This window comes from Cellulomonas sp. Leaf395 (genome assembly GCF_001424125.1).
Classification (GTDB): Bacteria; Actinomycetota; Actinomycetes; order Actinomycetales; family Cellulomonadaceae; genus Cellulomonas.
Genome location: NZ_LMQI01000002.1, coordinates 231,191 through 254,756, shown reverse-complemented (window position 1 = coordinate 254,756; position 23,566 = coordinate 231,191). Strand labels below are relative to the sequence as shown.

Below are 23,566 nucleotides of genomic sequence, written 5' to 3'. Positions count from 1 at the left end.
CAGGCGAACACTCGGTGAACGGGGATGGACGTGGCACGGTCTCCCCGGCGCCGGGTGCAAGGATCGCCAGTCGCCGGGTCGTGAGCGCATGATCGGGGAACACGAGCGGACGGGGAGGCTGGCGATGGCGGCCGAGGCATTCCTCCGGTCCGCCCTCGCGCCCGCACCTCGCACCCTCGTGGACATCCTCGAGGCCACCGCCGCGGCGCACGGTGACGCTCCCGCGATCGACGACGGCAGCACGGTCCTGACCTACCGCGAGCTGCTGGTGGCGGTCCGGGCGGCCGCCGCTGGCCTGGCCGGTGCAGGCATCGGGTCCGGACAGCGCGTCGGGGTCCGGATCCCGTCGGGGACGGCCGAGCTGTACACGGCGATCCTCGCGGTGCTCGCCGCCGGTGCGTCCTACGTGCCCGTGGACGTGGACGACCCCGACGAGCGCGCGCAGACCGTGTTCCGCGAGGCCGGCGTGGCCCGGGTGCTGACCGAGGGCGACCTCGCCGGGCTGGCGCGCACCGCGGAGCCGCGTCGCCCGACGCTCGACGACGACGCCTGGATCATCTTCACGTCGGGCTCCACGGGCGCGCCCAAGGGCGTCGCGGTCACGCACCGGTCGGCCGCCGCGTTCGTCGACGCCGAAGCCCGCCTGTTCCTCCAGCACGCCCCGCTCGGACCGGGCGACCGGGTCCTGGCCGGCCTCTCCGTGGCCTTCGACGCCAGCTGCGAGGAGATGTGGCTCGCGTGGGGGCACGGCGCCTGCCTCGTCCCGGCGCCGCGCGCGCTGGTGCGGACGGGCATGGACCTCGGTCCCTGGCTGGTCGCGCAGGGCATCACCGTCATCTCGACCGTCCCGACGCTCGCCGGGCTGTGGCGCGCCGAGGAGCTGGCCGGCGTCCGGCTGCTCATCTTCGGCGGCGAGGCCTGCCCGCCCGAGCTCGTCGCGCGGCTGGTGGGGGACGGGCGTGAGGTCTGGAACACGTACGGCCCCACGGAGGCGACCGTCGTCGCGTGCGCCGCGCTGCTGACCGGCGACGGTCCCGTGCGGATCGGGCACGCGCTCGACGGGTGGGACCTCGCGGTCGTGGCGCCCGACGGGCTCCCGGTGGAGGAGGGCGGCCTCGGCGAGCTGATCATCGGCGGTGTCGGCCTCGCGCGGTACCTCGACCCGGTCAAGGACGCCGAGAAGTACGCGCCCGTCGAGGGGCTCGGGTGGGAGCGGGCGTACCGCAGCGGCGACCTCGTGCGGTACGAGCCCGAGGGACTGGTCTTCGTCGGGCGGGCCGACGACCAGGTCAAGGTGGGCGGCCGACGGATCGAGCTGGGCGAGGTCGACTCCGCGCTGCTCGCGCTGCCGGGGGTCGCGGGAGCCGCGGCGGCCGTGCGGCGCACCCCGGCGGGCACGTCGGTGCTCGTCGGCTACCTGGTGCCCGATCCCGGCGTCGAGCTGGACCTCGCCGACGCCCGCCACCGCCTGACCGGCACGCTCCCCGCCGCGCTGGTGCCGCTCCTCGCTCCCGTGGCCTCCATCCCTACCCGGGGGTCCGGGAAGGTCGACCGGGACGCCCTGCCGTGGCCGCTCGGACGCGCCGACCAGGAGGCCACCCACGGGCCTGCCGTCGGTCTGACCCCGACGGGGGAGTGGGTGGCGCAGCGGTGGACGGCCGCGCTCGGGGTCGCGGTGGCCGGTCCGCGCGACGACTTCTTCGCGTCAGGCGGCGGGAGCCTGGTCGCGGCGCAGCTGGTGAGCGCGCTGCGGGCTCGGTTCCCGACCGTCACCGTCGCGGACGTCTACGAGTACCCGCGGATCGGTGACCTGGCCCGCCGGCTCGACGAGTTCGAGCCGACCGTCGTGGCCGAGGCGCGGGTCGTCGCGCCCACGCCGGTCCGGGCGCAGCTGGCGCAGACCCTGCTCGGCATCCCGCTCGCCGCGCTGGTCGGCCTGCGGTGGCTGACGTGGCTGCTCGCGGCCGACGCGGTGCTCGTCGCGACGACCGGTGCCCCCTGGGTGCCCGTCGTGCCCGGGGTCTGGTGGTGGGTGGCCGCCGGGTGGCTGGTGCTCATCAGCCCGCTGGGACGCATGGGCACGACGGTGGTCGTCGCGCGGACCCTGCTGCGCGGCCTCCTGCCCGGACGGTATCCGCGCGGCGGCTCCGTGCACCTGAGGCTCTGGTTCACCGAGTCGTGGGCCGCCGCGGCGGGTGCCGAGAACCTGTCCTGCGCGCCCTGGACCGCGCAGTACGCGCGTGCGCTGGGCGCGACGATCGGCCGTGACGTCGACCTGCACGCCCTGCCCCCGGTCACGGGGCTGCTCACGCTCGGCAACGGGTGCGCGGTCGAGCCCGAGGTCGATCTGCGCGGGCACTGGCTGGACGGGGACGTGCTGCGGGTGGGCCGGGTGCGGATCGACAAGCGCGCGACCGTCGGGACGCGCAGCACGCTCGCGCCCGGCACCCGCGTCGGGGCCTGGGCCGAGGTCGCGCCCGGGTCCGCCGTCCTCGACTCCGTGCCGCCGGGCGAGCTCTGGGTGGGGTCACCAGCCGTGTTCGACGGGCCGTCGCGCCGGCACTGGCCGCGCGACAAGGCTCCGCGCGGCGGCCGCTGGGTGGCCGCGTACGGCGCGACGGCCGCGGCGCTGGCTGCGCTTCCGGTGGTCGCCGCCGTGTGCGGGCTGCTGGTGGTCGGGGTCGGGCTCCGAGACGCGACGACCTGGTCCGAGGCAGCACTCGACGCCCTGCGTGCCGTCCCGCTCGGCGCCCTCACGATGGTCGTGGTGCTCGCGGTGGTCACGCTCGTGGCCGTGCGGCTGCTCGGGCTCGGCTTCCGCGAGGGGTACCACGCGGTGCGCAGCCGGGCCGGCTGGCAGGTGTGGGCGACGCTGCGGCTCATGGACGACGCGCGCACCACCCTGTTCCCGCTCTACTCGAGCATGGCGACCCCGGTCTGGCTGCGGGCGCTCGGGGCGGACATCGGCAAGGACGTCGAAGCGTCGACCGCGCTGATGCTTCCCACCCTCACCACTGTCGGCGATGGGGCGTTCCTCGCCGACGACACCCTGATCGGCTCCTACGAGCTCGGGCACGGCTGGCTCCGGGTGGAGCGCAGCAAGGTGGGCAAGCGCGCGTTCCTCGGCAACTCGGGGATGATCGCGCCCGGCCGCACGGTGCCGAAGCGCGGTCTGGTCGCCGTGCTCTCGGCGACGCCCGAGGACGCTCGCGCCGGCACCAGCTGGCTCGGGTCGCCGCCGGTGAAGCTGCGCCGGGTGGCGGGCGAGTCCGACGACGCCCGCACGTTCGCACCCCCGACCCGGCTGCGGGTCGCTCGCGCGCTCGTCGAGCTGTGCCGGATCCTGCCGGTGATCTGCACCTTCGGGATCGGCGTGGCGGTGCTCCTGGTCCTGCAGGCGGCGCTCGACAGGTGGGGTCTGGGGGCCGCCGCGGCGCTCTCCCCGCTGGTCGTGCTGGCGGCGGCGGGCGTCGCGTGCGCCCTCGCGACGGCGGCGAAGTGGCTGCTCGTCGGCAGGCTCCGTCCCGGCGACCACCCCCTGTGGAGCTCGTTCATCTGGCGCAACGAGCTGGCCGACACGTTCCTCGAGGTCGTCGCCGTGCCGTGGCTGGGACCTGCCACCGTCGGCTCGCCCGCCCTCACCGTGTGGCTGCGGACGCTCGGCGCCCGCATCGGCCGCGGGGTCTGGTGCGAGACCTACTGGCTGCCCGAGGCCGACCTCGTGACGCTCGGTGACGCGTCCACCGTGAACCGCGGCTGCGTGCTGCAGACACACTTGTTCCATGATCGGGTCATGAGCATGGACACGGTGGAGCTCGGACGGGGCGCGAGCCTGGGCCCGCACGGCGTGGTGCTGCCCGCGGCGAGCCTCGACGACGGCGCCCGCGTCGGGCCGGCGTCGCTCGTGCTGCGCGGCGACACCATCCCCGCCGGGTCCCGCTGGACGGGCAACCCGGTGTCCCCGGCGTGACTCACCCGCCGGAGGACCCCTACCTCCCCGGTCGCCCGGAGGGCGGCCTCTCCGTGGACCGGTACGAGCTCGAGCTCGACTACCGGGTGGCGACGAACCGCCTCGACGCCCGCGCCGTGGTCCACGCCCAGGCGTCCCGCACGCTGGACCGGTTCTCGCTGGACCTGCGCGGCCTGCGGGTCAGGCAGGTGCTGGTGGGCGGGAAGCGCCCCGAGCGATGGGCGCTCCACGACGGTCGGCTCACCGTCCGGCTCGGCCGGGAGGTCCTCGCGGGCACCAGCCTGCTCGTCGAGGTCCGCTACGGCGGGCAGCCGGGGCCCGCACGCGGACCGTGGGGTGAGGTCGGCTGGGAGGAGCTGGAGGACGGGCTCATCGTGGCCGGCCAGCCCGACGGCGCGCCCACGTGGTTTCCGTGCCACGACAGCCCGGCGGACAAGGCGACCTTCGGCGTCACCGTCACCGCGGAGGCCGGCTACGAGGTGATCACCAACGGACGCCTGATCTCGCGCACGCCGCGCGCCGGGCGCGTCCGATGGGTGTACGACCAGCCCGAGCCGATGGCGCCGTACCTCGCGACGCTGCAGATCGGGCGCTACGAGCGGCTCGCGACCGGGAGCGGGACCGAGGCGTTGGTGCCGCCCCGGCTGGAGACGGCCGCGCTGTACGACCTGGGGCGGCAGCCCGAGATGATCGCGCTCTTCGAGGAGCGGTTCGGGCCGTACCCGTTCGCCGCCGGGTACACGGTCGTGGTCACCGACGACGTCCTCGAGATCCCGCTGGAGGCCCAGGGCCTGTCCGTGTTCGGTGCCAACCACATGGACGGGCGGCGCGGGTCCGAGCGGCTGGTGGCCCACGAGCTCGCGCACCAGTGGTTCGGCAACAGCCTGACCGTCGGGCGGTGGCGAGACATCTGGCTGCACGAAGGCTTCGCCTGCTACGCCGAGTGGTTGTGGTCGGAACGGTCCGGCGGCTGGACGGCCCACCGTATGGCGCGCTCGGTGCGCGCACGCCTGTCCCTGCTGCCCCAGGACCTGCTCATCGGAGATCCCGGCGCGGCGGCGATGTTCGACGACCGGCTCTACAAGCGCGGTGCCCTCACCCTGCACGCCCTGCGGCTGACGGTCGGGGACGACGTGTTCTTCGAGATCCTGCGGACGTGGACCGCGCGGTACCGGCACGGGACGGTCAGCACCGAGCAGTTCGTCGCGTGCGCGTCCGAGGTGGCCGGTACGTCGCTCGTGCTCCTGGTCGAGTCGTGGCTGTACCGGCCCGCCCTCCCGGAGCTGCCACCTCTGCCGCCCAGCGGCGGGGGATCATCCGGCCTGGTCCCGCGGTTAGGGTGATTCGGGGACGACCTCGCGGAGCACCGCGGACCCCGCGCTCACAGGAGTCACTAGATGGCAACGGTCACGGCGGACGGCCTCACGGTCGGGTACGCGGCGATGCTCGAGCAGTTCCACCCGACCGAGGCGGTCGCGCTGTCCGTCCACGCGGAGGCCCACGGGTTCTCCGGCGTGATGGCGGCCGACCACTACCAGCCGTGGGTCCCGGCGCAGGGGCAGGCGGCGTTCGTCTGGAACGTGCTGACCGCGCTCGGCGAGCGGACCACCGGTGACATCGGCCCCGGGGTGACCGCGCCGACGTTCCGCTGGCACCCCGCGATGGTCGCGCAGGCGTCCGCCACGCTGGCCGCGATGTACCCCGGACGGCACTGGCTGGGACTCGGCTCCGGAGAGGCGCTCAACGAGCACATCGTCGCGAACTACTGGCCCGAGGCGCCCGAGCGGATCAACCGCATGTTCGAGGCCATCGAGATCATCAAGAAGTTGTTCACTGCGTCGATCGCGGGCAAGGACGTCAAGCACGCCGGGCAGTTCTACAAGGTGGAGTCGACGCGCCTGTGGACGATGCCCGAGGTCGCGCCCGAGATCCTCGTCGCGACGGCCGGCCCGGTCACCGCCAAGCGCGCGGGCCGCCTGGCCGACGGGCTCATCACCGTCGGGGCGCCGCTGGAGAAGATCTCCGGGCTGTTCGGCAAGTTCGACGAGGGCGCCCGCGAGGCCGGCAAGGATCCGGACGCGATGCCGAAGGTCCTGCAGCTGCACCTGTCCTGGGCGGAGACCGACGAGCTGGCCCTGGCGCACGCGATGCACGAGTGGCCCAACGGCGGCATGAAGTTCCCGAAGGCCGACATCCGCTCGCCGTTCGACTTCGAGCAGATGGCCAAGCTGGTGCGCCCTGAGGACTTCGAGGGCCGGATGGTCATCTCCGCGGACCCCGACAAGCACCGCGCCGAGATCCAGAAGTACGTCGACCTCGGGTTCGACCGGATCTACCTGCACAACGTCGGGCGCAACCAGCGCGAGTGGATCGAGACGTTCGGGGCGGACGTGCTGCCCAAGCTCGTGCGATGAGCACGCGCCTGGAGGTCTGGGCACCCGACGGGCTGCCCGAGATCGCGCCCGGCGACGACCTCGTGGAGCTGCTCACCGAGCTGCTCCGCGACGACTCGCTGATCGACGGTGACGTCCTCGTCCTGACCAGCAAGGTCGTCTCCAAGGCCGAGGGCCGGGTGGTCTCCGCCGACGACCGCGAGCAGGCGATCACCGACGAGACCGTCCGCGTCGTCGCCACCCGCGAGCATGCGTCGGGGGTGACCCGGATCGTCGAGAACCGGCTCGGGCTGGTCATGGCTGCGGCCGGTGTCGACGCGTCGAACACCCCCGAGGGGACCGTGCTCCTGCTGCCGGTCGACCCGGACGCGTCGGCCCGTGCTCTGCGGGCCGGCCTCTCGGCAGCCTTCGGGGTGCGGATCGGCGTTGTCGTCACCGACACCGCGGGTCGGCCGTGGCGGCAGGGCGTCACCGACATCGCGATCGGCGCCGCCGGGCTCGTCGTGCTCGACGACCTGCGCGGCCAGGTCGACACCTTCGGCCGGCCGCTGGTCATGACGCAGGCGGCCGTCGCCGACGAGATCGCGTCGGCCGGAGAGCTGGTCAAGGGCAAGGCCGAGGGGCGTCCGCTCGCGATCGTCCGCGGACTCGGCCACCTGGTCACCGAGGACGACGGGCCCGGCGCACGCGTGCTCGTGCGCCTCGGAGCCGACGACATGTTCCAGCAGGGCAGCGCCGAGGCCTACTCCCAGGGGTGGAAGGACGCGCTCAGGGACCAGCCGTAGCCTTAGCGGCCGCCTTGGCGGCCTGCTTCGTGGCTCGGACCTCGCTCAGCGACACCGGGTCGGTGACGTCCGCGATGGAGCGCCGCGCGCCGGGTTCGCCGTACGCGCCGGCCGCCTCCGCCCAGCCGGCCGGCTGCACGCCGCGTTGCTTGCCGAGCAGCGCCAGGAAGATGCGCGCCTTCTGGTCGCCGAAGCCCGGCAGCGCCTTGAGCCGCTTGAGCACGGTCGTCCCGTCGGGAGCACCATCGGTCCACAGTCGCGTGACGTCACCGTCGTAGTCCTCGACCACCGCGGCGGCCACGGCCTGGATGCGGCCCGCCATCGAGCCGGGGTAGCGGTGGACCGCCGGGGGAGTCGCGCACAGGGCCGCGAACGTCTCCGGGTCGGCCTCCGCGATGCGGTGGACGTCGAGCCCGTCCATGCGCGCCGCGATCTTGGCGGGTCCCGCGAAGGCGGACTCCATGGTGACCTGCTGGTCGAGGAGCATGCCGATGAGCAGGGCGAACGGGTCGTCGGTCAGGAGCTGGTCGGCGGTCGGGTCGCCGGTGAGCCAGAGAGTCATGACGGCATCCTCTCGCGAGTGGGGGAGGATGCGCCGATGCGATGGGTCGTGGTGGTGCCCGTGAAGCCGGCCGCGGACGGGAAGACGCGGCTGGCCGGCGTGCTGTCCGCGACGGGGCGGGAGCGGCTGGTCCGGGCGATGGCGCTCGACACGATCGCGGCGGCCGTCGCGACCCCCGGGGTGGTCCGGGTCGTCGTGGTCACCGCGGACGCGACGCTGCGGACGCTGCTGGAGGGGTCCGTCGACCTCGTCGACGAACCCGGTGGCGGACTGAACGGAGCGGTCCGCGCGGGCATCGACCGGGCGGCGAGCGACACCGACGGTGTCGCCATCCTGCTCGGCGACCTGCCTGCCCTGCGCCCCGACGACCTCGAGGACGCCCTGAGCATGGCGAGCGCCCACGAGCGCGCCTTCGTGGCCGATGCCGACGCTACCGGCACGACGCTGCTCACGGCGCTGCCCGGCGTCACGCTCGATCCGCGGTTCGGTCCGGGGTCGGCGGCGGCGCACGAGCTGGGCGGGCACGTCCGCCTGGCGGTCGTCGCCACGTCCACCGTGCGTCGCGACGTCGACGTCCCGCACGACCTGGTCGAGGTGGCACGGCTCGGCGTCGGCCCCGCGACGCGTGACGTGCTCTAGCGTCAGCGCGTGCGCCTCTTCCGTTGTCCTCGCTGCGCGAACGTGGCATTCATCGAGTCCCTGTCCTGCGACGGCTGCGGGCTGGAGCTGGGTCTGCACCCGCCCACCCTGACGATGCGTGCCGCGCCCGCGCAGGGCAGCGACGTCGACGGCACGTGGTGGTTCCCCTGCGCCAACCGGCAGTGGGAGTGCAACTGGCTCGTCGCGTCGGACTCCGGCTCGGGCAAGTGCATCGCGTGCCGCCTCACGCGCACCCGGCCGAGCAACGACGACACCCTCGCGCTCGAGAAGCTCGCGACCGCGTCGGGCGACAAGCGCCGGCTCCTCGTCCAGCTGGCCGACCTGGGGCTGCCCATCACGCCCTGGTACGAGCGCAAGGGTGGGCTCGGGTTCGACCTGCTCTCGTCGCGCTCGAACGGTGCCCGCGTCACCATCGGGCACGCCAACGGGATCGTCACGATCGATCTGGCCGAGTCCCTCGACGCGCACCGCGAGGCTCTGCGGATCAGCCTCGGCGAGCCGTACCGCACGATGCTCGGCCACTTCCGCCACGAGGTCGGGCACTACTACGAGTGGATCCTGGTCGAGCAGACCGGGTGGATCGACGAGTGCCGGACGATCTTCGGCGACGAGCGCACGTCGTACCGGGACGCGATCTCCCGGCACTACAAGAGCGGGGCGCCGCGGGACTGGGCGGAGAGCTTCATCTCCGAGTACGCCACGATGCACCCGTGGGAGGACTTCGCGGAGTGCTTCGCCCACTACCTGCACCTGACCAGCACGCTGCAGACCGCGGCGGCCGGTGGGCTGACGGTCCGGATGGAAGGCGTGCCGCAGATCGCGGACGGTGAGGTCAGCCCGCGGACCAGCTACGCGGACGCGACGATGGCCGAGGTCCTCGCCGACTGGCTGCCGGTCTCGACGTTCCTCAACCGGGTCAACCGGGCGATGGGCAAGAGCGACCTCTACCCGTTCACGATCGCCGAGCCCGTGGCCCGCAAGCTGGACTTCGTGCACCGCGTGGTGACCGCCTCCCGCGTCGAGAAGCCGCTCGGCTAGGGGAGGGCACCGACCAGGGCGAGCGCGTCCGCGGCGATGCGGGCGGTCGTCGGCACGTCGGTCATGAGGGTCGGAGCGGCGCCGGCCAGCCAGCCCTCGGACCGCAGCGTCTCGGCGGCGTCGGCGTCCCGGTCGTCGACGAGCCAGGCGTCCAGCACACCGTCCGGCCGCCGGCCGTAGTGGCGTGCCACGGCGACCGCGCTGGTCTCGACGCCGATCGCGGTCAGGCACGCGTCGGCCATCCCGCGCACGGGTGCGCCGCCGATCACCGGGCTGACGCCCACCACCGGGGCGGAGGTCGTGCGCAGGGCGTCGCGGATGCCGGGGATCGCGAGGATCGTGCCGACGGAGACCACGGGGTTCGACGGCGGGACGACGACCACGTCGGCGTCGGCGATCGCCGCCAGGACACCGGGAGCGGGTGCGGCCGTCGCCAGGTTCGTCTGCACGAAGCGCACTGCCGGGAGCGCGGCGCGGTGCCGGACCCACCACTCCTCGAAGTGCATCTCCTGCATCTCCTGACCGTCGGCGACCACGACGTGCGTCTCGACCTCGTCGTCGGTCATCGGCAGGAGCGTCACGCCCGGTGACCAGCGTTCGGCGAGGCGGGCCGTGACCTGCGACAGCGGCAGACCTTCACGGAGCAGCGCGGTCCGGGCGAGGTGGGTCGCCAGGTCCAGGTCCCCGAGAGTGAACCACTCCCAGCCGAGGCCGTACGCGGCGAGGTCGTCGCTGGTCCGGCTGCTCTCGTCGCGCCGGCCCCAGCCCTGCTCCTCGTGCACCGCGCCGCCGAGGGTGTACATCAGGGTGTCGAGATCGGGGCAGACGCGGACCCCGTGCAGCCACATGTCGTCGCCGGTGTTCGCGATGACGGTGACCTGGCCGCGGTGGCCCAGGAGGCTCAGCAGGCCGCGGGTGAAGCGCGCGCCGCCGACCCCGCCGGACAGGACGGTGACCTTCAGGATCGTCATTCGGACCTCGTCGGCTCGTGGAACGCGATGACCGGTCGGCCGGTGCGCGGGTGCTCCAGGATGTCGGCCTCGACTCCGTAGACCTGCCGCAGCAGGGCCGGCGTCAGCACCTCGCGCGGATGGCCCGCCGCTGCCAGGTGCCCGTTCGCCAGCACGAGCACGTGCTCGCAGAACGCGGCCGCGAGGTTGAGGTCGTGCAGGGCGGCGACCGTCGTCGTGCCCAGGTCTCGGACGAACGCCAGCAGGCTCAGCTGCGCGCTGACGTCGAGGTGGTTGGTGGGCTCGTCGAGCAGCAGGAGCTCGGGCTCCTGGGCCAGCGCCCGGGCGATCTGCACGCGCTGCCGCTCGCCGCCGGACAGTGAGGACCACGGACGCTCGGCCAGGTGGTCCGCCCGCGCGCTGACCAGCGCGCGGTCGACCGCCGCCTCGTCGGGGTCGGTGCCCCACAGGCTCCGGTACGGGATCCGGCCCAGCGACACGACCTCACGGACGGTGAGCGGGACGGTGCTCGTCGACTCCTGCTCGAGCAGGGCGATCCGCCGCGCACGCGCCTTGCGCGGGAGGTGGTGCACGGCGACGTCCTGGACGAGCACCGCGCCCTTCTCCGGCGGAAGCAGGCCCGCGACCAGGCGGAGCAGCGTCGTCTTGCCGGCGCCGTTCGGGCCCAGCAACCCGGTCAGGTGCCCGGACGGAGGTGTCGCGTCGATCCCGTCCACCACCCAGCGACCCCCGAGCCGGGTGCCGACGCCGTCGAGGGTCAGGTCCATGCGGCCCCCTTCCCGCGGCGCAGCAGGAACGCGAAGACCGGGACCCCGATGAGTGCGGTGACGATGCCGACGGGGAGCTCGCGCGGGTCGAACACGGTCCGGGCCAGCGTGTCCGCCCAGATCAGGAACACCGCACCGCTGAGCGCCGCCACCGGCAGCAGCCGGCGGTGCGCAGGACCGGTCAGGGACGACACGGCGTGCGGGAGGATCAGGCCGACGAACCCGATCGCGCCGCTGACCGCGACCATCGCGCCCGTGAGCAGGGCGACGACCGTCATCAGGGTCCAGCGCGTGCGGTCCACGTCGATACCGAGGGCCGCCGCCGACGTGTCGCCGAACGCGAACGCGTCCAGCCGCGTCGCGCTCAGCACCAGGACGGTGCCGACCACCACCACCGCGATGCCGGCGATCGCGACCGACGCCCACGTCGCGCCCGCCAGCGAGCCGAGCAGCCAGTTGAGGATCTCCCGGTAGGAGTCGCCGGTGGAGCTCCAGAAGATGACGAAGCTGGTCCCCGCGGCGGCCATCTGGGACACGGCGAGCCCCGCCAAGACCGTGCGGCCCGGCGACAGGGTGCTCCCCGAGCGGGCGAGAGCCAGGGTCGCGACGAGGGCCAGCAGCGCACCGGCGAACGCCGCGACCGGCAGCAGCAGGCTCACGCCGACGACGAGCACGGCGACCGCGCCGAGCGACGCACCCGAGGAGAGGCCGAGCAGGTACGGGTCGGCCAGCGGGTTGCGCGTGAGGCTCTGCATCACCGCGCCCGCGATCGCGAGGCCGGCACCCACGGCCGCGGCGGTGAGCACCCGGGGGAGGCGCAGGTCCCACACGATCGCGTCGTGCAGCCGCGGCACGGCGTCGACCGGCAGCCCGAGATGACCCCCGATGCTGCGCGCGACCTCGTCGACCCCGAGGTCCGCCGGGCCGATGGTGACCGTGACCAGGATCGTCACGACGAGCGCCGCCAGCCCTGCGAGGACCAGGAGCGTCAGAGGCGTGCGGGCCTTCACCCCAGCTCGGCGAGCTGGTCGCTGAGCGAGGCGACCGCGTCCGCGTTCCGGACTCCCGCCTCGCCCGCCGCGAACGGGACGACGAGGTACCGCTCCTCCCGGACCGCCGTGAGCTGGCTCGTCGCGGGGTTGGCCTCGAGCAGGCCGATCTTCTTCTCCGCGGTGTTCCAGGCGGCATCGACGAGCACGATGACGTCCGGGTCCGCCGCCACGACCTGCTCCCAGCCGGCCGACGTCCAGCTGTCGTGCACGTCGGCGAAGATGTTGGTCAGTCCGGCCGCGTCCATGATCATCTGCGGCGCGCCGATCCCCGCTCCGACGTACGGGGTGTCCGTCCCGGAGCTGTACCAGAGCGCGGTCGTCTCCTCGGCCGGCTGCTCCGCGGTCTCCAGCGTCGCCTCCTGCTCGGCGATCAGCGCCTCCGCGCGCTCCGGCACGCCGAAGATGGCCGCGACCTCGCGGATCTCATCAGCGACCCTGTCGAACGTCAGCGGGTCGGGCACGTAGCCCTCCTCCTTGCACGCCGCGGGGGAGACGTACGTGGTGATCCCGAGGTTGTGCAGGGCCGCACGGTCGCCGGCGCCGTCGGCCGAGAAGTTGGACTCCCAGCCGCCGTAGACGAAGTCCGGCTCCAGCCCGAGCAGCGCCTCCTGGCCCGGCACCTTGTCCGAGACGACCGGGACCTTGTCGTAGGCAGCCGTGTACTCCGCCGGCACCGGTCCGTCCGCGAACGCCGTGCCCACCAGCACGTCCTCAAGCCCCAGCGCCAGGAGCATCTCCGTGGCGGTCGACTTGATGGTGACGACCTTGGTCGGGGGCGCGGTGACCGTGACCTCGGTGCCGCAGTTGTCGAGGGTGACCGGGGCGAACGTGACGCTCGTGGTCTCGGTCGGTGCTGCCTCCGGGGTGCTCTGGGCGGAGCACGCCGCGAGCGCCAGTGCGGCGACGGCTGTCAGAAGGGCGGGACGGATCCTGGGCATCGGGATGAGGGCTCCGGGGCTCTGCGGGGTGCGGGGCGCGCGGGCACATGCTCGAGCGCGGGGGGTGGGGTGCACGTCGCACCTCCGGAGGGCCGCCCACGTCCGGGCGGCGCGACCCGGCCACAGCTGGTCGGGTTCCGCGCACAGAGTAGGCCTGAGGGGTGGCACGTCGGCAAGTGGGGCCCGGCTCGTGCGTGCAGGTCAGGGAGCGCTTGTCGGTCGACGATGGCAGCGACGGCGGCACGGCGACCAGCTTGGCGGTAGCGGTAGCGCTCCGTGGCAGGCACCCTCGCAGGGAGGCTTGCCGAGCGCTCAGGAGGGCGGTAGGGTCGAACGTATGTTCGATGGGTCGTGAGGGGTGATCCGGGGCGCGGGGAGGTCCCGGATCGCCGCTCATGCCTGCATGGACCGGCTGCACACGGCATCCGGGGTGCCGTCAGTCGGTGCGGACGTCACCGGCCGCCCGGCGCCACGAGCCCGGACTCGTAGGCGAGCACGACGAGCTGGCCACGATCACGGGCGTGGAGCTTCGCCATGGCCCGGTTCACGTGGGTCTTGGCGGTCATCGGCGTGATCACCATCCGGGCTGCGATCTGGTCGTTGGTCAGCCCTTCGGCGACCAGCGCCACGGCCTCGCGCTCCCGGGTGGTCAGGTCGCCCAGCACCGCGCCGCCGGCCCGGTGGGGCGGCCTGGCGACGTACCGGTCGATCAGTGTGCGAGTGATCGACGGTGCCAGGAGGGCGTCGCCGCGTGCCGCGACGCGGACGGCGTGCAGGAGGTCCTCCGGGACGATGTCCTTGACCAGGAAACCCGCCGCCCCGGCACGGAGCGCCTCGAAGACGTACTCGTCGAGCCCGTAGTTGGTGAGAATGACGACGTGCACCCCGGCCAGGTCCGGGTCGAGGGCGATGCGCCGCGTCGCCTCGATGCCGTCGACGACCGGCATCTGGACGTCGATCAGCGCGACGTCCGGCCGGAGCTCGCTCGCGAGTGCGACGCCTTGCTCCCCGTCCGCAGCCTCGCCGACCACCGTGATGTCATCCTCCAGGTCCAGGAGCGCGCGGAACCCGCTGCGCAGGAGTGGCTGGTCGTCGACCAGCAGGACGCGGATCACGGTGTGTGGTCGACGGGGAGCTCGACCCGGACGGTGAACCCTCCCTCGCTGCGGGCTCGCGCACGGAGGCGACCGCCGAGTGCGCTGACGCGTTCCTGCATCCCGAGCAGTCCCACACCGGGCACGGGCACGGTGTCCGGTGCGGCCCGGCCGTCGTCGTCGACCTGGACAGAGAGCAGGTCGGGGCGGCAGTCGATCGTGACCGTCGCCGTCGTGGCGCCGGCGTGCCGGGCGATGTTCGTGAGCGACTCCTGGACGATCCGGTAGGCGGTCCGGCCCACCGCGGCCGGCACATCGCCACCGTCACCGTTCATCGTCAGCGTCGCGACCAGCCCGATCGACCGGGCGCCCTTCACGAGCTCGTGGACGTTGTCGAGCCCACGTGCCGGCGTCATGTCGTCGTCACGCAGTGCCGTCAGCGTCGCCCGCAGCTCCCGAGTGGCTTCACGACCGGCCTCCTGGATGGCCAGCAGGGCCTCCGGCACCTGCTCCCCGCGCCGACGTGCGACGTGGACAGCGACCTCGGACTGCACCTTGATGATCGAGATCTGGTGCGTGAGCGAGTCGTGCAGCTCGCGTGCGATGTGCAGGCGCTCCTCGTCGGCACGGCGCTTCGCGGCCTCCTCCCGGGTGCGCTCCGCCTCGTAGGCCCGCCGCTCCGCCTGTCGCAGCGCCTCGCCCGCGGCGGCCGCCGCGATCAGCCACGCCAGCTCGAGAGCGTCCCGGGCATGCACGAGTGCGGCCCCTGCATCGCGCCCGGAGACCAGGGCCACCAGCGGGAGTGCGGCGAGCATCGCCACGCTCGCGATCACCGTGGCGGTGCGGTGCCCTGCCCGCATCGCGATGAACACCGCGAACAGGAAGGCCACCGCGGGGACGTCGTAACCGACGGCCTGGTAGCCCACGGCGCACAGCCCCGTGACGGTCAGGACGGCGACCGGAGCGCGACGACCGGCGGCGAGCGCCAGCCCGCCGGACGCCAGCAGTGCGAGACCGAGCACGTCGCGCCCGCCGGGCGGCGGCTCGCTCGACAGGCCGGCGAGCACGAGCGCCCCCGCCACGCCGATGGCGATCGCTCCGTCTCTGACGGGCGCAGGCACGTGCAACCGTCCTGAGCTCATACGGGCACCGTAGCCCGGTGCTCCCTGCGCCCGGATCCCGCCCGGGGACGAGAACACCTACCGCGGACGCGGTACCACGCACAGCTCCTGCGACGTCCGTGGCAGCCCACAGTGTCCGCGTCAGGGGGACGACCAGCAGACCGACCGGCGAGAGGCTTCAGATGACATCCGACGACCAAGGAGAGCGACCATGCGAACACCACCAGCACTGACGTCGGTCCGGCGGGTGCTTGCCGCAGCCGGACCAGTCGTCGTCGCCACCTACGCTCTCGCCGCACCGGCGGCCGCGAACGGCCACGTCCAGGCAGCCGGCGGCACGACGTACGGCTTGACCTCCGGGCGTATCGGTCCCACCGTCGTCGCCGTCCTTGCGCTGGTCGGCGCGGTCCTGGGCGTGCTCGCTCTCACGCGCAGGGCGGGCCGGTCCGGAGCCCTCTGGGCACTGGTGCTAGGGCTGGTCGGCGCAGCGCTCGGCGTGGTGTTCGCCGTCTCCGCCGACGGGGGCCTGGGCACGGGGAACGGGCTCGGCGGAGCCATCGTGGCCACGGTGCTCGGGGTGCTCGCCGTCGTCCTCGGTGGGATCGGTCTGGCACGGTCCCGGCGCACTTCTCCTGCTCCGTCGCGCAGCGTCGGGGCCCGACGGTCCGTCGCAGTCGACGATCAGTAGTCGACGGCCTCCAGGCAGCGGAGCGCCATCCCCGAGGCTCAGCCGGTCCAGCTCGCGCTCAGGGTGCCGCGGCAAGGGCCAGGGCTCGGGCGACGTCCTCGACCTCGGCGCCGAGGAGGCCGACCGTGACACGGACGTGGGCGCGGGGCGTGGAGCCGGCAAGCGACCCGCTGTCCTCGCCCATGAGATCGGTGCTCCCGCCCGACGAGGTCGTGCCGCCGTCCGCGGAGAACGGGGTGCCCGGCGCGACGCGGATGCCGGCGGCCTCGAGGCGGACCAGGGCGGTGCGCTCGTCGTGGACCGGGAGCCAGACGTTGATGCCGTCGCCCGGGTCGATCGTGACGCCGTGGGTGGCGAGCGCGTCGCGCAGGGCTCGGCGGCGGGCGTAGTAGACGCGGCGGGCGTGGGCGACCGCCTCGATGGCGCTGCTGTCGGTGAGGAGGTCGACCAGGACGTGCTGGAGCAGGCGGCTGGTCCAGCCGGGGCCGAGCATGCGGCGGGCGACCAGTCCGTCGAGCACGGAGGCGGGTCCGCCGACGGCGGCGATGCGCAGGTCGGGGCCGTGGGACTTGGAGTAGGAGCGGACGTGCACGACCCGGTCGGGCAGGAGCGACCCCAGGCTGACGTCGCGGGCGGACGCGATCTCGCCCGAGTGGTCGTCCTCGAGGACCAGGGCGTCGTGCCGGCGCAGGACGGCGGCGAGGTCGCGGGCGCGGGTGGCCGTCATGCTCACGCCGGTCGGGTTGTGGGCGCGCGGTTGCAGGACGACGACGCCCGCCCCGGCGTCGAGTGCCCGCTCGAGCGCATCGGGCCGCATGCCGTGGCGGTCGAGCGTGACGGGGACGCGCACGAGGCCCAGCTGGTCGAGCAGGTCGAACAGGGGTGGGAACCCAGGGTCCTCGACGGCGACGCGTGAGCCGTAGCCGGCGACGCGCTCGAGGGTGCGGCTGATGGCGTCCAGGGCCCCGTCGACGACCGTGATGCGCTGCGGCGCGAACGGCCACGAGTCGCGGAGCAGCACCTCCAGGGCGGGCACGACGGGGGAGGTGACGTAGGCGCCGGTGTCCGCGGCGGGCCGCTGGAGGGCGACCCGGGACAGGGCGGGACCGATCAGGGGCAGCAGCTCGGGGTCGGGGGTGCCGGTCGACAGGTCGAGGCGGGCGGGCGCACCGCCGGCCAGGTCGCGGTAGCGGGGCGGGAGCCAGCTGGCGGGCGGGGGGAGCACGACGGTCCCGGCCCTGCCGCGGGAGATCACGATGCCCACCGCCGACAGTGCCTGCCATGCGCCGCTCACGGTCGCGGGGCTGACGCCGAGGTCGGCGGCGAGGGTGCGGACCGTCGGCAGCCGGTCGCCGGGTCGCAGGTCACCGCCGCGGACCAGGCGCGCCACAGTCGCTGCGATACCGCGAGGACTGCGGTCGTCGACGTGGGAGGCGAGGTCCATGCGGGTCAGGATGCACGCCCGGACGGGGGGCGCGCGGACCGTGCGGGCGACGGCGCAGATGTTTACGTGGGCGTCCCCGATGTTCCCGTCCAGGTACCCGTCAGTAACGGTGCAGAAATGTTCAACCCGGACAGTCACATTCCAGGCTACGGTGCCAAGAACGGGCACTGCGGCGCCACGTCGGGGCTCCGAGGCCGGTCGAGCTGAGAGATGCGGAGGAGCCCTATGACCGTCGTACGCGTCGCGTTCACCCAGGCCACCTGGACGGGCGACAAGGAGTCGATGATCGCGCTCCACGAAGCGTGGACCCGTGAGGCCGCCTCGCAGGGCGCGCAGATCATCGCGTTCCAGGAGCTGTTCTACGGCCCGTACTTCGGGATCACGCAGGACACCGCCTACTACGACTTCGCGGAGTCGGTCCCCGGGCCGACGACGGAGCGGTTCGCGGCGCTGGCCAAGGAGCTCGGCATCGTCATCGTGCTCCCGGTGTACGAGGAGGAGCAGCCCGGCGTCCTCTACAACACGGCTGCGGTGATCGACGCCGACGGCAGCTACCTCGGCAAGTACCGCAAGCACCACATCCCGAACCTGCCCAAGTTCTGGGAGAAGTTCTACTTCCGCCCCGGCAACCTCGGGTACCCGGTGTTCGAGACGGCCGTCGGCACGATCGGCGTGAACATCTGCTACGACCGGCACTTCCCGGAGGGATGGCGGGTGCTGGCCCTGAACGGGGCGCAGATCGTGTTCAACCCCAACGCCACGGCCCCCGGCATCTCGAACAAGCTGTGGGAGATCGAGCAGCCGGCCGCCGCGGTGGCCAACGGCTACTTCGTCGTCGCCAACAACCGCGTGGGGCTCGAGGACAACGAGTACGGCGACGAGGCGGTCAACTTCTACGGCTCGTCGTACGCCGTCGGACCGGACGGCAACTACGTCGGCGAGGTCGGCTCGTCGAGCGAGAACCAGCTGATCGTCCGGGACCTCGACCTGGACCAGATCCGCATCGTGCGCGAACGGTGGCAGTTCTTCCGGGACCGGCGGCCGGACGCCTACGGCCCCATCGTGGCTCCCTGATCTCGACGGAACGGTAGGCCCAGCCATGACGACCCTCATCACCGGCGGCACCCTGGTCAGCGCGACCGGGCGGACGACCGCCGACGTGCTCATCGACGGCGAGACCATCGCCGCGGTGCTCAGCCCGGGCTCGACGCTGCTCGGCCACGACCTCGCAGCGAGCGTCGACCAGGTCATCGACGCAGGCGGGAAGTACGTGATCCCGGGCGGCATCGACGCCCACACGCACATGGAGCTGCCATTCGGCGGTACCAACGCGTCCGACACGTTCGAGACCGGGACCCGGGCCGCCGCCTGGGGCGGGACGACGACGATCATCGACTTCGCCGTCCAGCGCACGGGCGAGCGCGTCATGGACGGGCTCGGCGCCTGGCACGACAAGGCGGCCGGGAACTGCGCGATCGACTACGGCTTCCACCAGATCGTCGGCGGCGTGGACGAGGACTCCCTCAAGGCGATGGAAGGGCTGGTCGCCGAGGGGGTGACCAGCTACAAGCTGTTCATGGCGTACCCGGGGGTCTTCTACTCGGACGACGCCCAGATCCTGCGGGCGATGCAGAAGGCCGCCGATCTCGGGCTCCTCACGATGATGCACGCGGAGAACGGTCCGGCGATCGACGTCCTGGCCGCGCAGCTCGTCGCGCAGGGCAAGACCGACCCGTACTTCCACGGCATCGCCCGCGCCTGGCAGCTGGAGGAGGAGGCCACGCACCGGGCGATCATGCTGGCCGACGTCACCAACGCCCCGCTGTACGTGGTGCACGTGAGCGCCAAGCAGGCTGTCGCGCAGCTGGCGTGGGCGCGGGACAACGGCAAGAACGTGTTCGGGGAGACATGTCCGCAGTACCTGTACCTCAGCCTCGAGGAGCAGCTGGGAGCCCCCGGCTTCGAGGGTGCCAAGTGGGTGTGCTCCACGCCGCTGCGCTCGCGGGCCGAGGGGCACCAGGAGCACATGTGGCAGGCGCTGCGCACGAACGACCTGCAGATGGTCTCCACCGACCACTGCCCCTTCTGCATGAAGGGTCAGAAGGACCTCGGTGTCGGTGACTTCCGGGCCATCCCGAACGGGATCGGCTCCATCGAGCACCGGATGGACCTGATGTACCAGGGCGTCGTGACCGGGCAGATCACGCTGGAGCGCTGGGTCGAGCTCACCTCGACCACCCCGGCGCGGATGTTCGGGCTGTATGGGAAGAAGGGCGTGATCGCGCCGGGGGCCGACGCCGACGTCGTCATCTACGACCCGGCCGGGCACACGTCGATCGGGGTGGGCAAGACGCACCACATGAACATGGACCACTCGGCGTGGGAGGGCTACGAGATCGACGGGCACGTCGACGTCGTCCTCTCACGGGGGGCCGTCGTGGTGGACGAGACCGGCTACCGCGGGCGCGCGGGGCACGGGAAGTACGTGCCGCGCGGCCTGTCCCAGTACCTGCTGTAGAAGGGCACCCCATGGACTTCGGCGTCGTCCTGCAGACGAACCCGCCCGCCTCCCGCACGGTCGAGCTCGCGCGCCTGGCCGAGACGCACGGGTTCAGCCACGTGTGGACGTTCGACTCGCACCTGCTCTGGCAGGAGCCGTTCGTCATCTACTCGGCGATCCTCGCCGCCACCCGCAAGGTGATGGTCGGGCCCATGGTGACCAACCCGGCGACACGGGACTGGACGGTGATCGCGTCGCTGTTCGCCACGCTCAACGAGATGTACGGCAACCGCACCATCTGCGGCATCGGTCGAGGCGACTCCGCCGTGCGGACGCTGCACGGGAGGCCGTCCAACCTGGCGACGCTGCGCGAGTCGGTGCACGTCATCCGCGAGCTGGCCAACGACCGGTCCGTCGAGGTGAACGGCGCCAAGGTGCACTTTCCCTGGTCGCGCGGGTCGACCCTCGACATCTGGGTCGCCGCGTACGGGCCTCTGGCGCTGAAGCTCACCGGTGAGGTGGGCGACGGGTTCATCCTGCAGCTCGCGGACCCGGACATCGCCGCCTGGACCATCAAGGTGGTCCGGGACGCCGCCGAGCAGGCTGGCCGGGACCCCGACGCGATCCAGTTCTGCATCGCCGCGCCCATGTACATCGGCGAGGACTTGCCCGACAGCAGAGCGCACATGCGCGAGCAGTGCCGATGGTTCGGGGGCATGGTCGGCAACCACGTCGCGGACATCGTCGCCCGCTACGGCGCCGACTCGTCCGTGCCGAAGGCCCTCACCGACTACATCGCCGGGCGCCAGGGCTACGACTACAACGAGCACGGCCGCGCGGGGAACACCCACGCGGCGTTCGTGCCGGACGAGATCGTGGAGCGGTTCTGCATCCTCGGCAGCGCCCAGGAGCACGTCGAGCGGCTCGAGGCGCTGCGGGACCTCGGCGTCACGCAGTTCGCCGGCTACCTCCAGCACGACAACAAGGAGGAGACGATGCGCGTCTACGGCGAGCACGTCATCCCCGCGCTGGCGACCCCGGTCGTGGCCACCGCATGACCGATCTGGCCACCACGCTCGCGCCGGAGCGCACCGCACCGGTGCCCGTCCGCCCGCGCGAGCGGTCGACGGTGGGCCGACGGATCCTGGTCGCCGTCCTCGCGATCCTCCTGCTCGCCGCGCTGTGGGAGCTGGTCAAGGTCGTCGTGCCCGACGCGGGCGGGCACCTCGGCGAGGCGAGCGTGCTGCCGCGGACCGACGACCTGGCGATGCCGCACGTGTGGGACGTCGCCGACCGGGTGCTCCAGCCGGAGACGTCGGCCGCCGGCTCACCGACGGTGCTGAGCGCGATGCTCTCGGCCTGCTGGTTCACGCTGCGGGTCGCGCTCGCGGGCTGGCTGGTCGGGTCGATCGGTGGACTGCTGCTCGCCGCGCTCATGATGCGGTGGCAGATGGCCGAGTCGGCTCTGGTGCCGTGGGTGGTGCTGAGCCAGACCGTGCCGCTCATCGCGCTGGCGCCGCTGGTCGTCGGCTGGGGCGGGCGCATCCACATCGGGACGTTCGAGTGGCAGCGGTGGATGTCGGTCGCGCTCATCGCGAGCTATCTCGCGTTCTTCCCGGTGACCATCGGTGCCCTGCGGGGCTTCCAGTCGCCGCCCGCCGCGCAGGTCGAGCTGTTCCGCGCGCAGGCCGCCAGCTGGACCCGCACCATGCTGTCGCTGCGGCTGCCGGCGAGCGTGCCGTACCTCCTGCCGGCGCTGCGGCTCGGGGCGGCGACGGCGGTGGTCGGCGCGATCGTCGCGGAGGTGTCGACGGGCACGAAGGGCGGCATCGGGCGGCTGATCATCGGCTATGCCCAGTCCGCCAGCGGCGACCCGGCCAAGCCGTGGGCGGCGATCATCGCCGCCGCGATGCTGGGTCTGCTGGCGGCTGCTCTCGTGTCCCTGCTCGGGCTCGGCCTGGGCCGCTACCGGTATGCGGAGGTCAGATGACGAACGCCGTCGAAGCCCGGGGCGTCGGGAAGGTCTTCTCGTCACGCTCCGGAGAGGTGATCGCCCTGGACGGCATCGACCTCACCGTCGCCGCCGGGGAGTTCGTCTCCCTCATCGGCCCGTCCGGCTGCGGGAAGTCGACGCTGCTGCGTCTGATCGCCGACCTCGACACACCCACGACCGGCGAGCTCACGGTGTTCGGCAAGACGCCTCGGCAGGCCCGCGAGGCACAGGACTACGGCATCGCGTTCCAGCAGGCCGGACTGCTGCCGTGGCGGACGGTGACCGCGAACGTGGAGCTGCCGCTGGAGCTGCACGGCGTCGGCAAGGGCGAGCGCGCCGTGCGCGCGGCCGAGCTGCTGTCGCTGGTGGGGCTCGACGAGTTCGCCGGGCACTTCCCGCACCAGCTGTCCGGCGGCATGCAGCAGCGCGTCGCGATCGCCCGGTCGCTCGCGGAGCGGCCCAGCATGCTGCTCATGGACGAGCCGTTCGGCGCGCTCGACGAGATGACGCGGGAGCGCATGCAGACCGAGCTCGTGCGGATCTGCGCGGAGAGCGGGGCGGCGGTCGTGTTCGTCACGCACTCGATCCCCGAGGCCGTGTTCCTGTCCCAGCGGGTGGTCGTGATGTCACCCCGACCGGGGCGGATCAGCGCGGTCGTGCCGATCACGCTCGGCGACGAGCGTGGGGAAGGGCTTCGGGAGGACGCGTCCTTCTTCGCCGCGGTCACCGCCGTCCGCGAGGCGCTGCACGGCACGCCGGTCACCGCTCGCGGTGTGGACCTGCGATGAGCGGCGTCGCGGTGCGCCGCTGGGTCGCGCCGGTCCTGCTGGGCGTGGTCGCGCTCGTCCTCTGGCAGGCGGTCGTCGTCGGCGCGGGGATCAAGCCGTACCTGCTGCCCAGCCCGACGGCGATCGTCGAGCAGCTCGTCCTCGTCCTGCCGCTCGTGTGGTCCGCGGCGCTCGCCACGGGGATGAACGTGCTGGTCGGGCTCGTGGTCGGCAGCCTGGTGGGCGTCGGCGCCGCGATCGTCGCGGCGCGCAGCCGGATGGCGGACACGCTCCTGTCGCCGACGGCCGCGGCCCTGTCGGTGATGCCGATCGTCGCTCTCGCACCCGCGCTGAACACGATGTTCGGCACCACCTCGACCACCCCGCGACGGCTCGTCGTGGCGGTCGTCGTCTTCGCGCCGGTGTTCGTCAACATGCTCCGCGGGCTGCGCCAGGTGCAGCCGGTGCACCGCGACCTGCTCGCGGCGTATGCGGCCACCCCTCGCCAGATCACGCGGACGGTGACGATCCCCGGCGCGCTGCCGTACCTGTTCACGGGGCTGAGGATCGCGTCGTCGACGGCTGTCATCGCGGCGATCGTCGCGGAGTACTTCGGCGGGCTGCAGAACGGGCTCGGGTCGCGCATCACGTCGGCGGCGTCCAACAGCGCCTACGCCCGGGCGTGGGCGTTCGTGCTCGGCGCCATCCTGCTGGGTCTCGTGTTCTACCTCGCCACGCTCGCCCTGGAGCGCGCGGTGGCGAGGCGCCACGGGGGCTAGAGACGTCCGCCTGTCAGCGACGCCGGGCCGGCCGATTCCGCACA

At 73.0% G+C, this 23,566-nt stretch carries 21 protein-coding genes; 13 read left to right on the top strand and 8 right to left on the bottom strand.

The window, feature by feature from the left end:
* The first annotated feature begins 124 nt into the window (after positions 1 to 124).
* From ASG23_RS05435 to ASG23_RS05420, 4 genes are read left to right on the top strand one after another with little or no spacing between them, the layout of a single operon-like run.
* A complete protein-coding gene (locus ASG23_RS05435; RefSeq protein ID WP_082515857.1) occupies positions 125 to 3,970 on the top strand; it encodes a Pls/PosA family non-ribosomal peptide synthetase in 3,846 nt (1,281 codons plus the stop codon).
* On the top strand, positions 3,967 to 5,313 hold the full coding sequence (locus ASG23_RS05430; RefSeq protein WP_200941520.1) for a M1 family metallopeptidase: 1,347 nt from the start codon (positions 3,967 to 3,969) through the stop codon (positions 5,311 to 5,313). The genes ASG23_RS05435 and ASG23_RS05430 overlap by 4 nt, the downstream gene beginning before the upstream one ends.
* A 54-nt stretch (positions 5,314 to 5,367) precedes the next feature.
* Positions 5,368 to 6,384 (top strand): TIGR03557 family F420-dependent LLM class oxidoreductase, encoded by a 1,017-nt coding sequence (locus ASG23_RS05425; RefSeq protein WP_056021371.1) that lies wholly within the window; start codon positions 5,368 to 5,370, stop codon positions 6,382 to 6,384.
* A complete protein-coding gene (locus tag ASG23_RS05420; RefSeq protein ID WP_056021368.1) occupies positions 6,381 to 7,148 on the top strand; it encodes a coenzyme F420-0:L-glutamate ligase in 768 nt (255 codons plus the stop codon). The genes ASG23_RS05425 and ASG23_RS05420 overlap by 4 nt, the downstream gene beginning before the upstream one ends.
* Here the strand turns inward: ASG23_RS05420 and ASG23_RS05415 are convergent.
* Complete coding sequence (locus tag ASG23_RS05415) at positions 7,132 to 7,710, bottom strand: HhH-GPD-type base excision DNA repair protein (RefSeq protein WP_056021366.1); 579 nt, start codon at positions 7,708 to 7,710, stop codon at positions 7,132 to 7,134. The two genes, ASG23_RS05420 and ASG23_RS05415, sit on opposite strands and share 17 nt — an antisense overlap.
* Before the next feature lie 36 nt (positions 7,711 to 7,746).
* Here ASG23_RS05415 and cofC point away from each other — a divergent pair, with 36 nt between their 5' ends.
* Positions 7,747 to 8,349 carry a 2-phospho-L-lactate guanylyltransferase gene (gene cofC / locus ASG23_RS05410; protein ID WP_056021363.1) on the top strand — a complete coding sequence of 201 codons (603 nt, stop codon included), beginning with the start codon at positions 7,747 to 7,749 and terminating at the stop codon, positions 8,347 to 8,349.
* 9 nt (positions 8,350 to 8,358) lie between these two features.
* Complete coding sequence (locus tag ASG23_RS05405; RefSeq protein WP_082515855.1) at positions 8,359 to 9,408, top strand: zinc-binding metallopeptidase family protein; 1,050 nt, start codon at positions 8,359 to 8,361, stop codon at positions 9,406 to 9,408.
* Here ASG23_RS05405 and cofD read toward each other — a convergent pair.
* The 6 genes from cofD to ASG23_RS05375 all read right to left on the bottom strand — a co-directional run bounded on the left by cofD (position 9,405) and on the right by ASG23_RS05375 (position 15,372).
* Complete coding sequence (gene cofD / locus ASG23_RS05400) at positions 9,405 to 10,370, bottom strand: 2-phospho-L-lactate transferase (protein WP_056022611.1); 966 nt, start codon at positions 10,368 to 10,370, stop codon at positions 9,405 to 9,407. The genes ASG23_RS05405 and cofD overlap by 4 nt on opposite strands.
* Positions 10,371 to 10,375: 5 nt before the next feature.
* Positions 10,376 to 11,146, bottom strand: a complete 771-nt coding sequence (locus tag ASG23_RS05395; RefSeq protein WP_056021360.1) for a putative F420-0 ABC transporter ATP-binding protein — start codon at positions 11,144 to 11,146, stop codon at positions 10,376 to 10,378.
* Positions 11,137 to 12,156: a putative F420-0 ABC transporter permease subunit gene (locus tag ASG23_RS05390; protein ID WP_200941519.1), complete on the bottom strand. Its 1,020-nt coding sequence runs from the start codon at positions 12,154 to 12,156 to the stop codon at positions 11,137 to 11,139. Before ASG23_RS05390 ends, ASG23_RS05395 begins: the two co-directional genes overlap by 10 nt.
* Positions 12,153 to 13,136, bottom strand: a complete 984-nt coding sequence (locus ASG23_RS05385; protein WP_056021357.1) for a putative F420-0 ABC transporter substrate-binding protein — start codon at positions 13,134 to 13,136, stop codon at positions 12,153 to 12,155. The genes ASG23_RS05390 and ASG23_RS05385 overlap by 4 nt, the downstream gene beginning before the upstream one ends.
* Before the next feature lie 452 nt (positions 13,137 to 13,588).
* A complete protein-coding gene (locus tag ASG23_RS05380; protein WP_056021354.1) occupies positions 13,589 to 14,251 on the bottom strand; it encodes a response regulator in 663 nt (220 codons plus the stop codon).
* Positions 14,248 to 15,372 carry a sensor histidine kinase gene (locus ASG23_RS05375; protein WP_056021351.1) on the bottom strand — a complete coding sequence of 375 codons (1,125 nt, stop codon included), beginning with the start codon at positions 15,370 to 15,372 and terminating at the stop codon, positions 14,248 to 14,250. Before ASG23_RS05375 ends, ASG23_RS05380 begins: the two co-directional genes overlap by 4 nt.
* A gap of 190 nt (positions 15,373 to 15,562) precedes the next feature.
* Here ASG23_RS05375 and ASG23_RS05370 point away from each other — a divergent pair, with 190 nt between their 5' ends.
* Complete coding sequence (locus ASG23_RS05370; protein WP_056021347.1) at positions 15,563 to 16,039, top strand: DUF6223 family protein; 477 nt, start codon at positions 15,563 to 15,565, stop codon at positions 16,037 to 16,039.
* A gap of 58 nt (positions 16,040 to 16,097) precedes the next feature.
* Here the strand turns inward: ASG23_RS05370 and ASG23_RS05365 are convergent, their stop codons facing one another.
* Positions 16,098 to 17,483 (bottom strand): aminotransferase-like domain-containing protein, encoded by a 1,386-nt coding sequence (locus ASG23_RS05365; RefSeq protein ID WP_056021345.1) that lies wholly within the window; start codon positions 17,481 to 17,483, stop codon positions 16,098 to 16,100.
* 225 nt (positions 17,484 to 17,708) lie between these two features.
* Here ASG23_RS05365 and ASG23_RS05360 point away from each other — a divergent pair, with 225 nt between their 5' ends.
* The 6 genes from ASG23_RS05360 to ASG23_RS05335 are packed head-to-tail and all read left to right on the top strand — an operon-like array spanning position 17,709 to position 23,522.
* Complete coding sequence (locus tag ASG23_RS05360) at positions 17,709 to 18,557, top strand: nitrilase-related carbon-nitrogen hydrolase (RefSeq protein WP_056021343.1); 849 nt, start codon at positions 17,709 to 17,711, stop codon at positions 18,555 to 18,557.
* Positions 18,558 to 18,582: 25 nt separating this feature from the next.
* Positions 18,583 to 20,001 (top strand): dihydropyrimidinase, encoded by a 1,419-nt coding sequence (gene hydA, locus ASG23_RS05355; protein ID WP_056021341.1) that lies wholly within the window; start codon positions 18,583 to 18,585, stop codon positions 19,999 to 20,001.
* Between the two features lie 11 nt (positions 20,002 to 20,012).
* Complete coding sequence (locus ASG23_RS05350) at positions 20,013 to 21,041, top strand: TIGR03842 family LLM class F420-dependent oxidoreductase (protein ID WP_056021338.1); 1,029 nt, start codon at positions 20,013 to 20,015, stop codon at positions 21,039 to 21,041.
* Positions 21,038 to 21,973 (top strand): ABC transporter permease, encoded by a 936-nt coding sequence (locus ASG23_RS05345; RefSeq protein WP_056021335.1) that lies wholly within the window; start codon positions 21,038 to 21,040, stop codon positions 21,971 to 21,973. Before ASG23_RS05350 ends, ASG23_RS05345 begins: the two co-directional genes overlap by 4 nt.
* Positions 21,970 to 22,764, top strand: coding sequence for an ABC transporter ATP-binding protein (locus ASG23_RS05340; RefSeq protein ID WP_056021332.1), 795 nt, complete (start codon positions 21,970 to 21,972; stop codon positions 22,762 to 22,764). The genes ASG23_RS05345 and ASG23_RS05340 overlap by 4 nt, the downstream gene beginning before the upstream one ends.
* Positions 22,761 to 23,522, top strand: a complete 762-nt coding sequence (locus tag ASG23_RS05335; protein ID WP_056021329.1) for an ABC transporter permease — start codon at positions 22,761 to 22,763, stop codon at positions 23,520 to 23,522. Before ASG23_RS05340 ends, ASG23_RS05335 begins: the two co-directional genes overlap by 4 nt.
* The last annotated feature ends 44 nt before the right edge of the window (positions 23,523 to 23,566 follow it).

Bases quoted from the DNA above. Each gene is read 5' to 3' on its own strand.
- ASG23_RS05435 (WP_082515857.1), top strand. From the start codon at position 125: ATGGCGGCCGAGGCATTCCTCCGGTCCGCCCTCGCGCCCGCACCTCGC.
- ASG23_RS05425 (WP_056021371.1), top strand. From the start codon at position 5,368: ATGGCAACGGTCACGGCGGACGGCCTCACGGTCGGGTACGCGGCGATG.
- ASG23_RS05420 (WP_056021368.1), top strand. From the start codon at position 6,381: ATGAGCACGCGCCTGGAGGTCTGGGCACCCGACGGGCTGCCCGAGATC.
- ASG23_RS05415 (WP_056021366.1), bottom strand. From the start codon at position 7,710: ATGACTCTCTGGCTCACCGGCGACCCGACCGCCGACCAGCTCCTGACC.
- cofC (WP_056021363.1), top strand. From the start codon at position 7,747: ATGCGATGGGTCGTGGTGGTGCCCGTGAAGCCGGCCGCGGACGGGAAG.
- ASG23_RS05395 (WP_056021360.1), bottom strand. From the start codon at position 11,146: ATGGACCTGACCCTCGACGGCGTCGGCACCCGGCTCGGGGGTCGCTGG.
- ASG23_RS05385 (WP_056021357.1), bottom strand. From the start codon at position 13,136: ATGCCCAGGATCCGTCCCGCCCTTCTGACAGCCGTCGCCGCACTGGCG.
- ASG23_RS05375 (WP_056021351.1), bottom strand. From the start codon at position 15,372: ATGAGCTCAGGACGGTTGCACGTGCCTGCGCCCGTCAGAGACGGAGCG.
- ASG23_RS05370 (WP_056021347.1), top strand. From the start codon at position 15,563: ATGCGAACACCACCAGCACTGACGTCGGTCCGGCGGGTGCTTGCCGCA.
- ASG23_RS05365 (WP_056021345.1), bottom strand. From the start codon at position 17,483: ATGGACCTCGCCTCCCACGTCGACGACCGCAGTCCTCGCGGTATCGCA.
- ASG23_RS05360 (WP_056021343.1), top strand. From the start codon at position 17,709: ATGACCGTCGTACGCGTCGCGTTCACCCAGGCCACCTGGACGGGCGAC.
- hydA (WP_056021341.1), top strand. From the start codon at position 18,583: ATGACGACCCTCATCACCGGCGGCACCCTGGTCAGCGCGACCGGGCGG.
- ASG23_RS05350 (WP_056021338.1), top strand. From the start codon at position 20,013: ATGGACTTCGGCGTCGTCCTGCAGACGAACCCGCCCGCCTCCCGCACG.
- ASG23_RS05345 (WP_056021335.1), top strand. From the start codon at position 21,038: ATGACCGATCTGGCCACCACGCTCGCGCCGGAGCGCACCGCACCGGTG.
- ASG23_RS05340 (WP_056021332.1), top strand. From the start codon at position 21,970: ATGACGAACGCCGTCGAAGCCCGGGGCGTCGGGAAGGTCTTCTCGTCA.
- ASG23_RS05335 (WP_056021329.1), top strand. From the start codon at position 22,761: ATGAGCGGCGTCGCGGTGCGCCGCTGGGTCGCGCCGGTCCTGCTGGGC.